Source organism: Clostridium sp., from assembly GCF_036646415.1.
GTDB lineage: Bacteria > Bacillota > Clostridia > Clostridiales > Clostridiaceae > Clostridium_J.
Genome location: NZ_JAVXMF010000001.1, coordinates 21890 through 40606, shown reverse-complemented (window position 1 = coordinate 40606; position 18717 = coordinate 21890). Strand labels below are relative to the sequence as shown.

The following is an 18717-nucleotide window of genomic DNA, read 5'->3' as shown; positions in this document are numbered from 1 at the left end:
TGTTAACGAAATAATAAGTAAATAAGTTTATTTATTTTATAGGAGGAATTAAATATGATTACAAATGTTGACATAATAGAAAAAATAGTAAGCAACATAGAAAGAGTTATAATTGGTAAAAGGAATGAAATTTATAATATTATTAAAGGAATGATTTCAGGAGGTCATATATTAATAGAGGATGTTCCGGGAGTTGGCAAAACAACTTTAATAAAAGCTATAAAAGAGAGTTTAAATCTTACCTACAGCAGAATTCAGTTCACACCGGATTTACTTCCTTCAGATATTACAGGTATTTCAATATATAATTCTAATACAGGGGAATTTAAGTTTAATAAGGGTCCTGTATTCTCAAACATAGTATTAGCTGATGAAATTAATAGAACATCACCAAAAACTCAATCTGCCCTTCTCGAAGTTATGGAAGAGATGCAAATTTCAGAGGGTGGAGTAACCTATGAATTAGAGAATCCATTTTTTATAATGGCAACAGAAAATCCAATTGAGTATGAGGGAACATTTTCTTTACCAGAAGCTCAGTTAGATAGATTTATGATAAAGGTTCATCTTGGATATCCAAGTAAAATGGATGAGGTTCATATTTTAAATATATATAGGGAAGAAAATCCTTTAAGAGAGTTAAGAGCTGTAGCTAGTAAGGAAGACATTGTAAACATACAAAGAGCAGTTAGAGGTATTAAAGTAAATGATGATATTAATAAATATATTGTTAATATTATAGATGCTACAAGAAATCATAAAGAAATAGTTTTAGGAGGCAGTACAAGAGCGTCACTTGGATTGCTTAGAATTTCACAGGCCACAGCATTGATAAAAGGGCGAGACTATGTAATTCCTGAGGATGTAAAGGAAAGCGTAAAGCTAGTTCTATCTCATAGAATTATATTAACAAGTAGTTCTATTGCAAGGGGAATTAAGGCTGAAGATATATTAGATGAAATTCTAAAGGTTGTGTTGGTTCCTAAGGTAAGAATCCATGATTAAAATCAATAAGTCATATGGGTTATTAATTATAGGCTCATTGATATTTGCAATATTTTCTGGTGGGAATCTACCATATTCTATATTTTATTGTGTTAGCATAGTATTTATAATTTCCGGTGTTTATACCCATTTTACAAGAAGAAGCTTGTATATAGAAATTGAAAGCGAAAAGGGCATATTAATGGCGGGTGATGATAATAAGGTTACTATAAGAGTTTATAATGATACAGTATTTCCTATACCTTATATTGAAATTCAAAATTCTTTGCTAAAAAAGGTTTCGAATAGATATAGAGGAGATATGGTATCAATTAATATTAATTCAAATAAATTTTTAAAAAAGCAGATTAACATTTTAACTAGAGGAGAGTACAAACTTGGTGAGAGTAGTTGCTTGGTTAGTGATATCTTTGGTATTTTCACATGGAAAAGTATTTATAAGCATGAGGGAGTTATTAAGGTATACCCAAGGGTTTATCCATTATCAAATGTTAGAATAAATGGAGCTAATTTAAAAGAGTATAATATTAAAACAGTAAAGGAATTGCATAGAGGACCAGAAAGTTTAGAAACCATTAAGAATATAAGGGAATATAGAGTGGGCGATAGTTATAGAAGGGTTAATTGGAAGGTTACAGCAAAGCATGGGAAATTATTTATAAAGGAATACGAAAGTAGTGAAAGTCCACGTATACATGTGTTTTTAGATTTACGAAAGGAACCTTTTAACTTTGACAAAACTGGTGAAAATGAAGAGGCTCTTGTGGAGTTCTTTTTATCCTTAGTAATGTATATTGAGGAAAGAAACACAAATTTACAGGCTGTAGTAATTGGTGAGAATACTAAGTCTTTTAATATAAATAACAAGAGTCAATTCGAAATGTTAAGGGAATGTATGGTAACTAGATACAGTAATGGAAAAGGTAGCTTATCCATGTACATGAAAAATTCTATTTATGAAATTAATAAAAGGAGTGCAGTAGTTGTAGTTAGCTATGAAATACAGAAGGAAACCATGGAATATCTTATGAGTTTAGCAAATGAAGGCTATGAAATTACTTTGTTTTATTTAGATAGAATACCAGGAATAAATGAGCAGAACATTTTAGAGGTCGAAGGCCGTGGTATAAGTTGTTATAATATAGAAGGATTTAGGTGATGGCATGGAAGTGTGGAAAGAAAAACTCGTAAAGATATGTTTAGTTATAATTAACCTAACATTAGTTATAAAGCTTTTATTAGAATGTTTTAAAATAGAGGAATTTAACTATACATTTGTAGGTTTATTAATTGTCCTCGGGATAATTATATATCTGTTTTTTTCTCTTATTCTTAACGGTATAAAGAAAAGAGTAGTTTTTCTGATTTTACTTTGTGCAATAGGTGGAATTATAATATATAAAACATCTGGAGTGTTAGTTTCTGAAGAAATAAAAATTATTTCTTTAAATTTAAAAAATATAAATCAAGCAGCCCTTCATGAAAAGAATATTAATTTTGAAGAATTTGTACACATTTTTTCTTTGATTATTCCATTAATTACACCTTTACTTATAGGGATTACACAAAAGTGGAATGTTACACCTTTAATTTTTACAAGTAGTATTTTTATATTATTTTGGTACCAAATTTTTTATAAGGCAGTAATCGGCAATATTCCATACTTTATAACAGTACTTATTTTTACTTTAGGAATAAATGAATATATTAAAAAGAATAAAGAGTACAGAGGAAGAGAGGTTAAAGTAAGTCTTAAATCTATTGAGGTTGTGTTAGTAATAGTAATAATTGCCGCTATAGTACCACGAATAATATTAGTATTTCCTCAGGAGTATAAAGGGAAAACTATAAATGGTATGAGAGAGTATTTTAGAAATGAATTTGCAGAGGGAAAAGGTGATAGTAAAAACCCCATTGCAGATGCAATTCAAGGAAGCTATGGGCTAAAGCAAAGTGGATATAGTGATTCCAGAAGTATATTGGGTGGAAGAATAAGTATAAATCATAATGAAGTTTTTAAAGTAACCTCTGATATGCCTTATTATCTTAGGGGAAGAGTAAGTGACTGTTATACAGGAAAGTCATGGCTGAAGTATGATGATTCTCTAGGGGAAATAAATGGTGATAATGTAGAGGGTGGATTGAAAAAACTTCAACAGACTATAGGAGATGAGGAATTTTCAAGTGTAGAAAAGCTAATTAGTGTATTTCCTAGTAAAAATTTTAAAAGCACTTCTTTTTTTACTCCTAATGGTAGCAAAAATATAAACGGTGCTAATAATGAAAGAATTTTTGTGGATAAGGTTCCTACATTTATGTCTAATGAAGAAATAGAAGACTATTACCAGGTAACATATTTATCCTATGGAGATTATGATAATTATTTGCAAGGTATACAGTATTCACAATATAAGAAAATACCTTATGATGAGGAATATACTTTGCCAATAAAAGAGTTTGGACAAAGTGATGAGGAGTACCTTTTTAATTTATATTCACTAGTGAATAATTATAAAGGTGAAGAATCTATTAACTTAGTAAGTTCCAGATTTAATAGTTTTAAGATGAATTATGAGGAGTATATTAAAACAGATTCTCCAATAAACAATGAGGTTTACACAATAGTAAACAATATATTAAATGATGAAGCAGAAAAAAAAGAAGTTAAAGTAGAAGAGCTTACAAATTATGAAAAAGCATTATCTATTAGAAACTATCTGATGGATAATTATGGATATGTTACCAATGTTAAAAGCAATAATCAATACAATGATTTTGTCAGCAACTTTTTACTTGAAGAAAAACAAGGTTACTGTACTTATTTTGCTACAGCAACTGTGATGATGTGTAGAATAGCAGGGGTTCCAGCTAGGTACGTAGAAGGCTTTAAAATGAGCGATAGTAAAGATGAAGATGGAAATTATAGGGTTACAAATGCAGATGCCCATGCTTGGGCCGAGATTCTTGTTAATTCATATAGAGATCATTGGGCTGTAGTAGATTCTGCGCCTACACCTAGAGAATACGAGGAATCAATAATTAAAAAACAGGTTAATACAGAAGAATCTTCAGAGGAGACAACGAATAATGATATGGAGATTAATAAGTTAGATAAGAATACATCTGGCTATGAGGAAGATGATTTTGGTGGAGACAGACCAAGGATATCAAGTAAACTTTTAAGTCTTTATATAGTTATAGGAATATTAATGATTGCAATATTATCTTTTATAATTATGTTCTGGATTAATAGAAGAAAGATAGTTAAGAGCAAAAGCATAATACCATTATATAATTATTACTTAGAAAGGCTTAAGACTTTAGGTATAATTAAAAAAACTAGTGAAGGGGATTTAGAATTTGTGCATACCATTAAATGTAAAGAATTAAAAAATTGGCTATATATTATAGTAGAGCAGTCTTATGATGAATTTTATGGTGGCACGGTATTAGAAGGTATTGATAAAAAACAATATTTGAAGTATATTGAAAAATATATAAGAGATAAAGATAAATGGTACAGATATATTGTGAAGAAATATTTTCTGCTTAGATGGGGAGGATACTAATGAAGTATAAATTAATTTGTGTTGATATGGACGGTACATTATTAAATGGTGAGAAAGAGATAACACATAGAAACTTAGAAGCAATTAAGAAGGCTCATGAACTTGGAGTTAAAGTGGTGATTGCTACAGGGAGAATTTTCATTTCAGCAAATTACTTTGGAGATTTAATAGGAGTTCAGGCTCCTGTTATAGCTTCAAATGGTGCATATGTAAGAGAAAAAGACAAAGATGAAGCTGTATATGAGGAGTATTTAGGAAAAGATAATTATAAGCTAGTATTGTCTATACTTGAAAAATACAATATAACTCCTCAATTTTATGGCATTGATACATTATATGTAGAAGAAATGAAATTTTCAGCATTAACATATCAAGCTGCAAATAAAGTAATGCCTTCAAATAGACAAGTAAAAATAAGAATAATAGAAGATTGGAACAAGTTGTTTGAAGAAAGAGATATTAATTTAATTAAAGTTATGGCAACGGATATAGATGGTGAAAAAATAAAATTAGCTAAAAAGGAGTTTGCGAAGTTAGGAAAGTTTGAGGTTGTTAGTTCTTTAGATAATAGTTTTGAAGTTATGTCAAAGGGAACATCAAAAGGTAATGCATTAAAAAAAGTATGTGATTATTATGGTATAGATAGAAGTGAGGTTATATGTATAGGGGATAATGAGAATGATATTTCTATGATTAAATTTGCAGGTCTTGGAGTAGCTATGGGTAACGGTGAAGAAATAGTTAAAAAACAAGCTGATTATATAGCACTTACTAATGAAGAAGATGGAGTAGCGAAGGTCATAGAGAAATTTATCTTAACCTAGGGTTTGATAATTTAATATTTTTATGTATAATATATAATCTGATAACATTAAATAATATTTTAGTTAAATTATATACTGTACAATTCTTATTATGTGACTTAGTTATATAGTAATAAGTAAGTCATATATGATATAAAAATAAATCTACTGGACTTTACATAGAAATAGAATTAGAGTATTATATTTTTATAAAGCCTTTAATAGGTTTATTTTGCTAGGAGGATATATAAGTGAATTTAAATATAGTATTATTTCAACCAGAAATTCCTCAGAATACAGGGAATATAGGAAGAACTTGTGTGCTTACTGATTGTAAGTTACATTTAATAAAACCTTTAGGATTTAGTTTAGATGATAAATCAGTGAAAAGAGCGGGGCTTGATTATTGGCCACAATTACAGATAGAAATACATGAGAGTTATGAAGATCTTAGAGAAAAGTATAAGGATGGAACCTTTTATTTTTGTACTACTAAAGGAAGTAAATATTATCATGAAGCTAGTTTTGAAGAAGGTGACTTTTTAGTTTTTGGAAGAGAATCTAAGGGATTACCTGAATATATAAGAGAAGCAAATAGTGATACTCTTATTAAAGTGCCAATGGTTGATACAACTACTAGGTCACTTAACCTTTCAAATACTGTTGCTGTAATAGCATATGAGGGATTAAAACAAATAGGATTTAAAAACATGAAATAGGAGTTGGACTTATTTGAGTAAAATAAAAATAATAACAGATAGCACATGTGATTTACCAAAAGCTTTAATAGAAGCAATTGATGCTCACGTAATACCATTACAAGTAACCATAAATAATAATACTTACTTGGATGGGGTAGATATAGATATAAATAGGTTTTTTGAAGAAATGGACAAGACCAGTGAAGCTCCAAAAACAAGTCAAATACCGCCTTCCAAATTTGAAACTATCTATAAGGAATATATAGAACAGGGATATGAAATAGTTTCTATTCACCTATCATCTAAAATGAGTGGAACATATCAATCAGCTGTGATAGCTAAAGATATGCTAGAGAGCAATAAGATTCATGTAGTAGATTCACAAAATGTAACTTGTGGATTAGGCGTACTGGTACTTAAAGCATGTAAGCTCAGAGATGAAGGTAAAAGTGCTAGTGAAATACAAGAAGCAATCTGCAATACTATTCCATATGTTAAGAGCACTTTAAATTTTCAATCTTTAGATAATCTAGTTAAAGGTGGAAGATTAAGTAAGACCACAGGTTTTGTTGGAGGATTGCTAGGAATTAAGCTAAATCTTGCAGTAGAAAATGGCGAAATGGTTGTTAGAGATAAAGTAAGAGGTAGTAAAAAAGCTCTAAGATATCTACTAGATTACCTAGATAACTGCGGAATTTCTGAAGAGGTTACGCCTATTGTATTAAATGCAGCAGCAGATGAAGAAAATAGGGGAGTTTTAAATGGCATAATACAATACTTAGATGAAAAAAATATTAAGTATGTACAATCAGAGGTAGGATGTGTAGTTGGAACTCACTCAGGAAAAAATGCTTGTGGGATCTTTTTTATAGAGAAAAATTAAAAAAAGTGTAATTATTTTAAGCAGAGTTGCTTCAAATAATTACACTTTTTTAATGGAGTTTAAAATTTATTAACATTTTATATTATGTTGTTATTGGTGGTTTTTGTAATATGTAAATATAAGTATAGATATATTGAAATTTAGCCAAGATTTTGCAGTAGGAATAGAATTATGATTTAGAAAATTCAACTGAAATTGTAGAATAAAAGATGATTATAAGAAATAAAGTAAATTTATTGAATATTTGTATTTGAAAAACTTTAATGATGCTATAGGAAAATTAAATAGTAAAAATTCAAAATTGTGTAGAAATTCAAAAGAATTTGTTATATACTAATATCAACAAGAAGAATTAAAAAAATAATTGGAATTGGATGATGTTTTCGGGAGATAATCTATTAAATTAGATAGCCGAAGAAGCAAGTATTTATTTTGCCAAATAAATACGAAACTCTCAGGCAAAAGGACCTAAAATGGACAATACTCTGGAAAGCGTATATGCACCGAAGGAGCAAAACTCTCAGGTTAAAATACAGAGGCGTAAGGCGGAAATATTTATAATATTTTTGTCTTACGCCTATTTGTGTATATTCAGGAGGTGTTCTAATGATAGAACCATTGTTTATTGTAACAAATAATCCCATGTCTAGAGAGAAATTTATGGAGAAATATCAAGTTGAGTTTATAAAAGGTCCTCAGTTGGATATACTAAAAAGGGTTAGGGATTATATACATAAAGGTAATCGATTACTTACTCATCCACTGATGGGTAGTGTAAAACCTAATGAAACTCCATATAGGACAGTCTGCGTTTCTCTAGAGACTATGGATAAAGTGGATTTTCAATCACTTGAAATTATAGAGAACTCTATAGCAACTACTGAGAAATTTTTAAATGATTTCAACACTCCAAATTGGAGTGAGAAAATATTAGCAGATTTCCAACTAATAGATTCAGACTTAATAGATCATGCTATTAACTAAGGGAGGTATATTAATATGTCACAAATTTTCGATACTATAATAATAGGTGGAGGCCCTGCAGGATTATCAGCAGGATTATACGCTTCTAGATCAAGAATGAAAACGTTAATCATTGAGAGAGCGAAATATGGCGGGCAAGCTACAACAACTGATGAATTAGAAAACTATCCAGGTTCAATTGAAGATTGTACAGGAACAAGTTTAAGTCAAAGAATGAGAAAACAAGCAGAAGAATTTGGTACAGAGTTTGTTAAAGATGAAGTTGTTGAGACAGTTTTAGAAGGTGATATTAAAACTATTAAATGTAGAAAAGGTGAATATCAAGCTAAAACTATTATAATAGCAACTGGAGCTACTCCAAGGCTTGGTGGATTCAAAAATGAAATAGAACTAAGAGGAAAAGGAGTTTCATATTGTGCTACATGTGATGCAGACTTCTTTACAGATTTAGATATCGCAGTAATGGGTGGTGGAGATTCAGCAATAACTGAAGCTATATATCTTGCTAAGTTTGGTGAAAGTGTTACTGTTATTCATAGAAGAGATGAGTTGAGAGCTGCAAAGTCATTACAAGAAAAAGCTTTTGCTAATCCTAAAATCAAATTTATCTGGGATTCAACTATAGATGAAGCAAATGGCGATGAAATACTTGAAAGTTTAACAGTTAGAAATCTTAAAACTGGAGAAGTAAGCAACTTAGAAGTTAATGGATGTTTTGTATTCGTTGGATACTTACCAATATCTGAATTATTTAGAGGTAAGATAACTATGACTGAGAGAGGCGACATTCAAACTGATGAAGATATGAAAACTAATATCCCTGGGGTATTTGCAGCAGGAGATGTTAGAGAAAAAACTTTAAGACAAGTTATTACAGCAGCAGCAGATGGAGCTATAGCAGCTACCAATGCAGAACATTATATAGAAAACGCACACTAAGATTAAATTTTACTCAATATTAGTGATTATTGCTAAGAAAGATGTAAATAATAATAATTGATAATTTGAAAATTTTAATTTGGAAGGTAGGGAATTTAAAATGATAGAATTAAACAAAGAAAACTTTGAAGCAGAAGTTATAAACAGTGAGTGTCCAGTATTTGTAGATTTTTGGGGAGATAAATGTGAAATCTGTATCGAATTAATGCCAGGAGTTCATGAATTAGAGCCAAAATATGGAGATAAAATAAAATTCGCTAGTTTAAATATTGGTGGATCAAGAAGAGTAGCTATATCACAAAAAGTTTTAGGACTTCCAACTATGAAAATATACAATGGTGGGGCATGTGTTGCTACAATAACTCCAGATAAAATTGCTACACTAGATGATATTGAAACATTCATAAAAGAATATTACGCAACATTATAGTCAAAAAGTTAATGTCTTATTAGATGAGGAGGACGTACCTCCCATCTTTTAATAAATAAAAATTAACCTATATATTTTTAGGAGGTGAAGGTTTTGCGTCTAGAGATTGGAAAAATATTTATTAAAGATCTTCAATTTGGAGCAGAAACAAAAGTTGAGAATGGAGTTCTTTATGTAAACAAAGAGGAATTATTAAGTGAAATATCTGGGGATGAAAGAGTTGCAAGTATCGATTTTGATATAGCGAGACCAGGTGAGGAAGTTAGAATAATACCTGTAAAAGACGTAGTTGAACCAAGAGTTAAAGTTGAAGGAAATGGTGGGATATTCCCAGGTTTTATTAGTAAGGTAGATACAGTAGGTTCTGGTAGAACACATGTTTTAAAAGGAGCTGCAGTAGTAACTACAGGTAAAATTGTTGGTTTCCAAGAAGGTATAGTTGATATGTGTGGAGAGGGTGCTAAATACACACCATTCTCAAAAACAAACAATCTAGTAATTATTTGTGAACCAAAAGAGGGAATCTTACAGCATGACCATGAGGAAGCAGTAAGAACTATAGGATTTAAAGCTGCTACATACCTTGGAAAAGCTGGAAAGAACATAGAACCAGATGAAGTAAAGGCTTTCGAAACATTACCACTTTTACAACAAGCTGCACAATACCCTGAATTACCTAAAGTTATATATGTATACATGCTTCAAACTCAAGGTTTATTACATGATACTTATGTATATGGAGTAGATGCTAAGAAGATAATTCCTACATTTATGTATCCAACAGAAGTATTTGATGGAGCAGTTGTGAGTGGAAACTGTGTATCAGCTTGTGATAAAAACCCATCATATGTTCATATGAATCATCCAATAATAGAAGATTTATATGAAAGACATGGTAAAGATTTTAACTTCTTAGGTTGTGTTATTACAAACGAAAACGTATACCTAGCTGATAAAGAAAGATCATCAAATATGGTTGCTAAATTAGTGGAATTCTTAGGAGCAGATGCTGCTATAATTTCTGAAGAAGGATTTGGAAATCCTGATGCAGACCTTGTTATGAACTGTAATAAAGTTACAGCAAAAGGTATTAAAACTGTTTTAGTAACAGATGAGTATGCTGGTCAAGATGGAATGTCACAATCATTAGCAGATTCAACTCCACACGGAGATGCTGTAGTAACAGGTGGAAATGCTAACGAAGTAATTATTTTACCAGCTATGAAAAGAGTTATTGGTCATGTAGATGCTGCTGATATTATAGCAGGTGGACACATGGGAAGCTTAAGAGAAGATGGATCAATAGAAGCTGAAATCCAAGTTATTACTGGAGCTACAAGTGAAGTTGGATTCAACTACTTAACAGCTAAAGCATATTAATTAAAAATTTCAACTAAGAGTTTAGTTTAATGATTATAAATGAAGTGAAAAGGAGATAGATATTATGTTACAAGGGAAAAAAGCCATATGTATAGGCGATAGAGACGGAATACCAGGACCAGCTATTGAAGCTTGTCTACAATCAGCAGGAGCAGAGGTTGTATTTGCATCAACTGAGTGCTTTGTCTGAACAGCTGCAGGTGCAATGGATCTGGAGATCCAACAAAGAGTTAAAGATTTAACAGAAAAATATGGCGCAGAGAACATGGTTGTAGTAATTGGAGGAGCTGAAGCTGAAGCATCAGGATTATCAGCTGAAACTGTTGCTGCTGGAGACCCTACATTTGCAGGACCTTTAGCAGGAGTTGAACTTGGATTATCTGTATTCCACGTTGTAGAGCCAGAAATAAAAGATGAATGTGATGCAACTATTTATGATGACCAATGCGGAATGATGGAAATGGTTCTTGACGTTGATTCAATCATAGCAGAAGTTAAAACAGTTAGAGATCAATTCTGTAAATACCTTTAGAAGGTAACTCCACTTTATATAAATTCAGTGGAGTAAGTTGGATATAACTAAATTACAGATTTGAAGTCTCACTTAAAAATAAATGAATTAATTGATCTTAAGAAAGCGTGCTTACTAAAGATCAAGTCCCATGAAAGGGGGAAAACTCATGTTAAAAGTTGTACATTATATAAACCAATTCTACGCTGGAATAGGCGGAGAAGAAAAAGCAGGTATTACACCAGAAGTTAGAGAAGGGTTTATAGGACCTGGACTTGGATTAAACGGATTATTAAATAAAGAAGACGTTGAAATAGTAGCTACTGTTATTTGTGGAGATTCTTACTTTGCTGAGAATACAAAAGAAGCAAAAGTAGAAATTCTTGAAATGGTTAAAAAATATAGCCCAGATTTATTTATAGCTGGACCTGCATTTAATGCTGGAAGATACGGTGTTGCTTGCGGTGAAATCTGTAAAACAGTTCAAGAAGAGCTTAATATACCTGTATTATCAGGTATGTATATTGAAAATCCAGGTGCTGATATGTATAAAAAATATTTATATATAGTTTCTACAAGAAACAGTGCAGTTGGTATGAGAGATGCATTACCTAAAATGGCTAAATTAGCTATTAAATTAGCTAAAAATGAAACATTAGGTACACCTGTAGAAGAAAATTATATCGAAAGAGGTATAAGAAAAAATTACTTTGCTACTGAAAGAGGATCTAAGAGAGCAGTTGATATGCTTGTTAAGAAGCTAAATGGAGAAGAATTTGTAACAGAATTCAAAATGCCTGACTTCGATAGAGTTGATCCAATGCCGGCAGTAAAAGATATGGCTCATGCTACTATAGCAATAGTTACATCAGGTGGTATTGTACCAAAAGGAAATCCAGATCACATTGAATCATCTTCAGCTTCTAAAATCGGTAAATATGATATAGAAGGAATAAATGATTTAACAAGTGAGAACTTTGAAACAGCACACGGTGGACACGATCCAGTATATGCTAATGAAGATCCAGATAGAGTTATCCCTGTAGATGTACTTAGAGAATTTGAAAAAATAGGTAGAATAGGTAAACTACACAGATACTACTATTCAACAACTGGTAATGGTACAGCAGTTGCTTCTTCTAAGAAATTTGGTGAAGATACAGCTAAAGAATTAATAGCTGATGGAGTAGATGCAGTTATATTGACTTCTACATGAGGAACTTGTACACGTTGCGGTGCAACGCTTGTTAAAGAAATAGAAAGAGCTGGACTTCCAGTAGTACACATGTGTACTATTACTCCAGTATCTGTAACTGTTGGTGCTAACAGAATATTACCAACAATTGCGATTCCTCATCCACTTGGAAACCCAAGTTTAACTAAAGAAGACGAATACTCTTTAAGAAAGAAACTTGTTGAAGGTGCTCTAGTAGCTCTTGAGACAGAGGTTGATGGACAAAAGGTATTTGAATAATATTAACTAAAAATTAAATAATTAGGGGAGATTTTCCCCTGATTATTTAATATATGATATTTGCACAATGTACAATGAATAGCTTTATTCTATTTATTCTAGATTGTGCAAATTATAAATATAAAAATAAATTGAAAGCACATTATTAAGGGAGGTTGAATTTAAATGAATTTTCCAGTTATTAAGAAAGCATCTTATATTTTAGTAAATACTCCAGATATGGTGATACATAATGGAACTACTCAAACTTTAGAAAGACAAACACATCCAGATTCAGAATATTTAACTGCCATAAAAGGCAACTTAAGATCTTTTGAAGACGTGGTAGCTTATGCACCTAACCAAACTTATATAGGAAATATAACTCCAGAAAATTTAGGTGAACTACCAAGACCTTGGGTTGGTAAGAACATAGAAAGTGCTGATAGATTTGGTAAATTCGGAGAAATAATGCCACAAGATGAATTCTATGGATTAATGAAAATATCAGATGTATTTGATTTAGTTATATTAGAGGAATCTTTTGCAGAAGCTATAAAAGAAAAGCTAGCTAAGCATCCATTATTAAAAGAAAAATCAGAGAAAATAACAGGGGATGAAATAGCTAAAATTGAAAATTTAGTTATTAATGCTGGAGCAGAAGGATTATATGAAGATGGTAAATTAGTTGGATGTGTAAGAAGAGCACATGAGTTTGATCCAAACTTATCATCTCACTATATGCTTGAAAACTTAGCAGTTAAATCTTCAGGAGTACTTGCAGGAATGCATCTTGTAGATAATTTAGATATACCAGTTAATGAAATTGAATATATAATAGAGTGCTCAGAAGAAGCAATAGGAGATATGAATCAAAGAGGTGGCGGAAATATAGCTAAGTCTATTGGTGAAGTAGTAGGACTTTCAGGAGCAACAGGAACTGATATGAGAGGATTCTGTGCAGGACCAACTCATGCATTAATAAATGCTGCATCTCTTGTTAAGAGTGGAATATTTAAGAATGTATTAGTAATTGCAGGTGGAGCAACAGCTAAACTTGGAATGAATGGTAAAGATCATATTAAAAAATCATTACCAGTACTTGAAGATTGTCTTGGCGGATTTGCAATTCTTGTATCTCAAAACGATGGAGTAAGTCCAATACTAAGAACTGATATCATTGGAAAACATACAATTGGACATGGGGCATCACCACAAGCGGTGCTTGAAGCTTTAGTACTTGATCCACTAACTTCAGCTGGATTAAAGGTTACTGATGTAGATAAGTATGCTCCAGAAATGCAAACACCAGATATTACAGAACCAGCAGGAGCTGGAGATGTACCAACTCAAAACTACAAAATGATAGGTGCATTAGCTGTTAAAAAAGGTCAATTAGATAGAAAAGAATTACCTGAATTTATTAAAAAACATGGATATCAAGGATATGCCCCAACACAAGGGCATATACCATCAGGAGTACCTATAGTAGGTCATGGAATAGAACATATTAAAAATGGCGTTCTAAATAACTTCATGATAGTAGGAAAAGGAAGCTTATTCTTAGGAAGAATGACTAACTTATTTGACGGAGTTTCTATACTAGTTGAAAAGAATACAGGAAAATTAGAAAATGAATCTGGCGTAAGCAAAGAGGAAGTTAAATCAATGGTTGCAGATGCTATGAAAGATTTTGCAAATTTCTTAGTAAACGCTGATAAATAGTAATTTAAGAAGCTTTATATAATTAATAATATCTCCCCTTTAATTTAAAGGGGAGGATTATTAAAGAAAAGGGGTGTAGAAATGAGTCAAGATGCTACTAAGGCAATGATTGCTGAGGTATTTAATGATATTGCAACAGGAATAAAAAGCGGACAATTTAAGAAAAAAGTTAGAATAGGTTTAACTATACTAGGTTCTGAACATGGAATAGAAGAAATGATAAGAGCAGCAGAACTGGCAAAAGTTAAATATGGCGATTTTGATATAGTTTTAATAGGAACTAAGGTTGATACTGACTTTGAAGTAGTAGAAGTAGCAACAGCAGAAGAAGGACATAAAAAAATGACAGCTATGCTTGAGTCTGGAGAATTAGATGGTTGTGTAACTCAACACTTTGATTTTCCGATAGGAGTATCAACTGTAGGTAAAGTCATGACTCCAGGAATGGGAAGAGAAATGATAATAGCTACAACTACTGGAACAACTTCTACAAATAGAGTTGAAGGTATGGTAATGAATGCTATATCAGGAATTTCAGTAGCAAAAGCTAATGGGATAAAAAATCCAAGAGTTGGAGTTTTAAATCTCGATGGAGCAAGACAAGTTGAAAGAATATTAAAAGAAGTTCAAGAGGGAGGATATGATTTATCCTTCACTGAATCTTTAAGAGCAGATGGCGGAGCTGTAATGAGAGGAAACGACCTTTTAGCAGGAACACCAGATGTTATGGTTTGTGATTCTTTAACCGGAAACTTGTTAATAAAAATATTCTCATCCTTCACAACTGGTGGAAGCTATGAAACTGTAGGAGCAGGATACGGTCCTGGAATTGGAGAAAACTATGATAAGCTTGTTAACATAGTTTCAAGAGCATCGGGAGCACCACTAATATCAGAAGCACTAAGATTCTGTGCAACTTGTGCAGAAAATAAGGTTTTAGATATAGCTAGAAGTGAATTTGAGAAAGCTAATAAAGCTGGATTAAAGGAACTAATAGAGAAAACTACAAAGAAAGCTAATAAACCACAAGTAGAAGAAGTTAAGATGCCACCTAAGACCGTTGTTACTTTCTCAATAGCTGGTATAGATATACTTGAACTTGAAGATGCTTGTAAAGCATTATGGAAAGAAAATATATATGCTGAAAGTGGAATGGGCTGTACAGGTCCAATAATACTAGTGGCGGATGAAAATGAAGAAAAGGCAAAAAAAGTGCTTATAAAAGCTGAATTTATGGCTTAGGATAGCAAATAAAAATTGACTAGATTAACTAGTCAATTTTTATTTGATTTTTGGAAATACTTGTGGTATATTCAGCATATAAATATATGAGGTTTAATAGTGTAGCAAAATAGAAAAAATGTTAAATAACTTATTAAATAATAAATATAGAGCATAATATATATTGTTATGTAATAAATTTTATATATTTAAAACTAACTATATTAATTTCAGGAGGGTTTGAAATGAAAATGAAAAGAATAGTTGCTCTTATGGCAACGGTTGCAATGACTGCTTCATTATTAGTAGGTTGTGGGGCGAAAGATGATGGGGCAACTACTGGTGGAGATGATTCTACTAAAAAAGAATTCGCAATTGGTCTTTCAACTGATGAAGGTGGATTAAATGATAAGTCATTTAACCAATCTGCTAACGAAGGTGTAGAAAAAGCTGTTGAAGAATTTGGAGTTAAATATACTCCAATTGAAGCACAGAAGAAAGAAGATTATGAACCAAATCTACAATCTTTAATAGATGCTGGTTCTGACTTAACTTTAGCTATAGGATTCCAATTAGCTGATGCAGTTACTAATATAGCTAAAAACAACCCAAATTCAAAACTTGCTATTATAGATTCAGTAGTTGATTCTGAAAATGTTATGTCAATAACTTTTAAAGAAGAAGAAGGTTCTTTCCTAATGGGAGTTATAGCTGGTTTAACAACTAAAACTAACAAAATAGGATTTATTGGTGGAAAAGATTTAGAAACAATACAAAAATTTGAATCAGGATTTGTAGCTGGTGTTAAAGCTGTTAATCCAGAAGCTGCTAAAGGATTATTAAGTGCAGATGGAAAAACTCCAGGTGCAAATGCTATATATGCTGATTCTTTTGCAGATACTAATAAAGGTTATGAGATTGGTAAAAAATTATACGAAGGTGGTTGTGATGTAGTATATCACTCTGCTGGTGGAGTAGGTATTGGATTATTTACTGCTGCTAAAGAAATGAAAGATGCTGGCAAAGATGTTTGGGCTATCGGAGTAGATATGGACCAAGCGGTTACAGTTCCAGAATATAAAGATGTAATTCTTTCTTCAATGATTAAAAAAGTTGACAAAGCTACTTATGATGCAACTAAAGCAGTTGTAGAGGGAACTTTCAAAGGTGGTCATATAGAACTTGGAATTAAAGAAGGTGGAATTGGTATGGCAGATACAACTGCTGACAATACTGCTGCTGATGTAGTTACAAAAGCTAAAGAATACGAAGCAAAAATAAAATCTGGTGAACTGAAAGTTCCAGCAACAAGACAGGGAGCTATTGATTTTAAATAAATTTCCTTAAATTTACTTAAATTTAAATAGTTATAAAGAATGGCTAGATGTTTCATCTAGCCTTTTTTTATAGTAGTAGATTAAAGTTGTAAGAAAAATAAAAAAAATATTGAATGGAATTGAGTTGTGATATAATATATTATGTATAACGTACAAAATGCAGTATTGGTTTAATAAATATTAAAGTATTTTAAAAAGGTTTAATGTTAATGTAAACGTAGGTAATATTATAAGGAGGAAGGGAAATGAACAAAGTAATTGAGATGAAAGGTATAACCAAAGTTTTCCCTGGTACTATTGCAAATGATAATGTAGATTTTGATCTTTTACAAGGTGAAACTCACGTATTATTAGGTGAAAATGGAGCCGGGAAAACTACCTTAATGAATATACTTTATGGTCTTTATCAGCAAGAAAAGGGCGATATATATGTTAATGGAAGCTTAGCTAAAATTACAAACCCTAATGAGGCAATAAAACTTGGAATAGGAATGGTACACCAACATTTTATGCTTGTAAATAACTTTACAGTAGCTGAAAATATTGTGCTCGGATGTGAACCAAGTAAAGGTTTAAGTATGGACAGGAAAAAGGCATATGAAGATGTTAAGAAAATTTCTGACAAATATGGTTTTTCTATAGACCCAAATGCTGTTATAGAGGATATATCAGTTGGGCAGCAACAAAAAGTAGAAATTCTTAAAGCTCTTCATAGAGGTGCGAAGATTTTAATTCTTGATGAACCTACAGCGGTTTTAACTCCACAAGAGATAGAAGAGTTGCGGAAAATACTAGATAACCTTAAAAAAGAAGGTAAATCGGTTATACTAATAACTCATAAATTAAAAGAAGTTATGAGTATGAGTGATAGAGTTACTATTATTAGAAGAGGAAAAGTTACTGGTATAGTTAATACTTCTGAAACTAACATAGATGAGTTGGCAGAGCTTATGGTTGGTAGAAAGGTAAATTTAGTAGTAGATAAAAATCAAGCTAAATTAACTGGTGAAGTACTTAAAGTAGAAAATCTTTCAGCAAATGATCAAAGAGGTATCCTTGCAGTACAAGATGTTTCTTTTACAGTAAATGGTGGAGAAATATTTGGTATAGCTGGAGTAGATGGAAATGGTCAAACAGAACTTTTGGAAGTACTTACTGGTCTTAGAAAAGGTCATAATGGGAAAATAACTCTTAGTGGTAAAGATTTATATGGTAAATCACCTAGAGAAATAATAGATTCAGGAGTTGGACATATTCCTGAAGATAGGCATAAAAGAGGACTTATATTAAAATATTCATTATTTGAAAATTCAATCCTTGGAATTCATAAAAATAAACCTTTTACTAATAAGTTTGTTATGAACTACAAAGAAATTAAAAAGCATTGTGATAAGCTTATTGAAGAATTTGATGTAAGAACACCTAATAGTGAAGTTCATGCGTCTGCTTTATCAGGTGGTAACCAACAAAAGCTTATTGCGGCGAGAGAAATTTCTAAAGATCCAACCCTACTTATTGCAGCTCAGCCTACAAGAGGAATAGATGTTGGAGCCATTGAGTACATTCATGGAAGACTTGTACAAGAAAGAGATAAGGGGAAAGCAGTTCTTCTGGTATCTCTTGAGCTTGATGAAGTACTAGCACTTTCAGATAGAATTGCTGTAATGTATGACGGTAAAATTGTAGATATTTTAGATAGAAAAGATGCAAATGAGCAAAAGCTTGGTATTTTAATGGCAGGTGGAAACTTGGCTAAGAAAGGGGAAGAAAAGTAAT

General features: G+C 31.5%; 16 protein-coding genes and 1 riboswitch. All 16 genes read left to right on the top strand.

The features are described from left to right. The first annotated feature begins 54 nt into the window (after positions 1-54). Positions 55-1005, top strand: coding sequence for a MoxR family ATPase (locus RSD37_RS00170; RefSeq protein ID WP_346944669.1), 951 nt, complete (start codon positions 55-57; stop codon positions 1003-1005). Next, positions 998-2164: a DUF58 domain-containing protein gene (locus RSD37_RS00165; protein ID WP_346944668.1), complete on the top strand. Its 1167-nt coding sequence runs from the start codon at positions 998-1000 to the stop codon at positions 2162-2164. The genes RSD37_RS00170 and RSD37_RS00165 overlap by 8 nt, the downstream gene beginning before the upstream one ends. 4 nt (positions 2165-2168) lie before the next feature. Next, positions 2169-4574 carry a transglutaminase-like domain-containing protein gene (locus RSD37_RS00160; RefSeq protein WP_346944667.1) on the top strand — a complete coding sequence of 802 codons (2406 nt, stop codon included), beginning with the start codon at positions 2169-2171 and terminating at the stop codon, positions 4572-4574. After that, positions 4574-5398, top strand: coding sequence for a Cof-type HAD-IIB family hydrolase (locus RSD37_RS00155; protein WP_346944666.1), 825 nt, complete (start codon positions 4574-4576; stop codon positions 5396-5398). The genes RSD37_RS00160 and RSD37_RS00155 overlap by 1 nt, the downstream gene beginning before the upstream one ends. A 230-nt stretch (positions 5399-5628) precedes the next feature. Further along, entirely contained in the window at positions 5629-6096 is a 468-nt protein-coding gene (locus RSD37_RS00150) for a tRNA (cytidine(34)-2'-O)-methyltransferase (protein WP_346944665.1), read from the top strand. Between the two features lie 13 nt (positions 6097-6109). Next, complete coding sequence (locus RSD37_RS00145; RefSeq protein ID WP_346944664.1) at positions 6110-6961, top strand: DegV family protein; 852 nt, start codon at positions 6110-6112, stop codon at positions 6959-6961. 374 nt (positions 6962-7335) lie between these two features. Further along, a riboswitch (glycine riboswitch) is annotated at positions 7336-7441 on the top strand. 126 nt (positions 7442-7567) lie between these two features. Then, on the top strand, positions 7568-7945 hold the full coding sequence (locus RSD37_RS00140) for a GrdX family protein (RefSeq protein ID WP_346944663.1): 378 nt from the start codon (positions 7568-7570) through the stop codon (positions 7943-7945). A 15-nt stretch (positions 7946-7960) separates the two neighbouring features. Then, complete coding sequence (trxB, locus tag RSD37_RS00135) at positions 7961-8884, top strand: thioredoxin-disulfide reductase (RefSeq protein ID WP_346944662.1); 924 nt, start codon at positions 7961-7963, stop codon at positions 8882-8884. Between the two features lie 100 nt (positions 8885-8984). Next, positions 8985-9314 (top strand): thioredoxin family protein, encoded by a 330-nt coding sequence (locus tag RSD37_RS00130; protein ID WP_346944661.1) that lies wholly within the window; start codon positions 8985-8987, stop codon positions 9312-9314. A gap of 93 nt (positions 9315-9407) precedes the next feature. Beyond that, the gene (locus RSD37_RS00125; protein ID WP_346944660.1) at positions 9408-10694 is read left to right on the top strand and encodes a glycine/sarcosine/betaine reductase component B subunit; all 1287 of its coding nucleotides are present in this window, start codon (positions 9408-9410) and stop codon (positions 10692-10694) included. Positions 10695-10758: 64 nt separating this feature from the next. Next, positions 10759-11226: a glycine/sarcosine/betaine reductase complex selenoprotein A gene (gene grdA, locus RSD37_RS00120; protein WP_346944659.1), complete on the top strand. Its 468-nt coding sequence runs from the start codon at positions 10759-10761 to the stop codon at positions 11224-11226. 148 nt (positions 11227-11374) lie between these two features. Further along, a complete protein-coding gene (gene grdB, locus RSD37_RS00115; RefSeq protein ID WP_346944658.1) occupies positions 11375-12679 on the top strand; it encodes a glycine reductase complex selenoprotein B in 1305 nt (434 codons plus the stop codon). Positions 12680-12844: 165 nt separating this feature from the next. Continuing rightward, positions 12845-14383 carry a glycine/sarcosine/betaine reductase complex component C subunit beta gene (gene grdC, locus RSD37_RS00110; protein WP_346944657.1) on the top strand — a complete coding sequence of 513 codons (1539 nt, stop codon included), beginning with the start codon at positions 12845-12847 and terminating at the stop codon, positions 14381-14383. A gap of 81 nt (positions 14384-14464) precedes the next feature. After that, entirely contained in the window at positions 14465-15625 is a 1161-nt protein-coding gene (gene grdD / locus RSD37_RS00105) for a glycine/sarcosine/betaine reductase complex component C subunit alpha (RefSeq protein WP_346944656.1), read from the top strand. A 224-nt stretch (positions 15626-15849) separates the two neighbouring features. Next, a complete protein-coding gene (locus RSD37_RS00100) occupies positions 15850-16941 on the top strand; it encodes a BMP family ABC transporter substrate-binding protein (protein ID WP_346944655.1) in 1092 nt (363 codons plus the stop codon). A 245-nt stretch (positions 16942-17186) separates the two neighbouring features. Then, positions 17187-18716, top strand: a complete 1530-nt coding sequence (locus RSD37_RS00095; protein WP_346944654.1) for an ABC transporter ATP-binding protein — start codon at positions 17187-17189, stop codon at positions 18714-18716. Position 18717 lies beyond the last annotated feature (1 nt).

Bases quoted from the DNA above. Each gene is read 5' to 3' on its own strand.
- RSD37_RS00100 (WP_346944655.1), top strand. From the start codon at position 15,850: ATGAAAATGAAAAGAATAGTTGCTCTTATGGCAACGGTTGCAATGACT.
- RSD37_RS00160 (WP_346944667.1), top strand. From the start codon at position 2,169: ATGGAAGTGTGGAAAGAAAAACTCGTAAAGATATGTTTAGTTATAATT.
- RSD37_RS00140 (WP_346944663.1), top strand. From the start codon at position 7,568: ATGATAGAACCATTGTTTATTGTAACAAATAATCCCATGTCTAGAGAG.
- RSD37_RS00170 (WP_346944669.1), top strand. From the start codon at position 55: ATGATTACAAATGTTGACATAATAGAAAAAATAGTAAGCAACATAGAA.
- RSD37_RS00095 (WP_346944654.1), top strand. From the start codon at position 17,187: ATGAACAAAGTAATTGAGATGAAAGGTATAACCAAAGTTTTCCCTGGT.
- RSD37_RS00130 (WP_346944661.1), top strand. From the start codon at position 8,985: ATGATAGAATTAAACAAAGAAAACTTTGAAGCAGAAGTTATAAACAGT.
- grdD (WP_346944656.1), top strand. From the start codon at position 14,465: ATGAGTCAAGATGCTACTAAGGCAATGATTGCTGAGGTATTTAATGAT.
- grdC (WP_346944657.1), top strand. From the start codon at position 12,845: ATGAATTTTCCAGTTATTAAGAAAGCATCTTATATTTTAGTAAATACT.
- trxB (WP_346944662.1), top strand. From the start codon at position 7,961: ATGTCACAAATTTTCGATACTATAATAATAGGTGGAGGCCCTGCAGGA.
- RSD37_RS00155 (WP_346944666.1), top strand. From the start codon at position 4,574: ATGAAGTATAAATTAATTTGTGTTGATATGGACGGTACATTATTAAAT.
- RSD37_RS00165 (WP_346944668.1), top strand. From the start codon at position 998: ATGATTAAAATCAATAAGTCATATGGGTTATTAATTATAGGCTCATTG.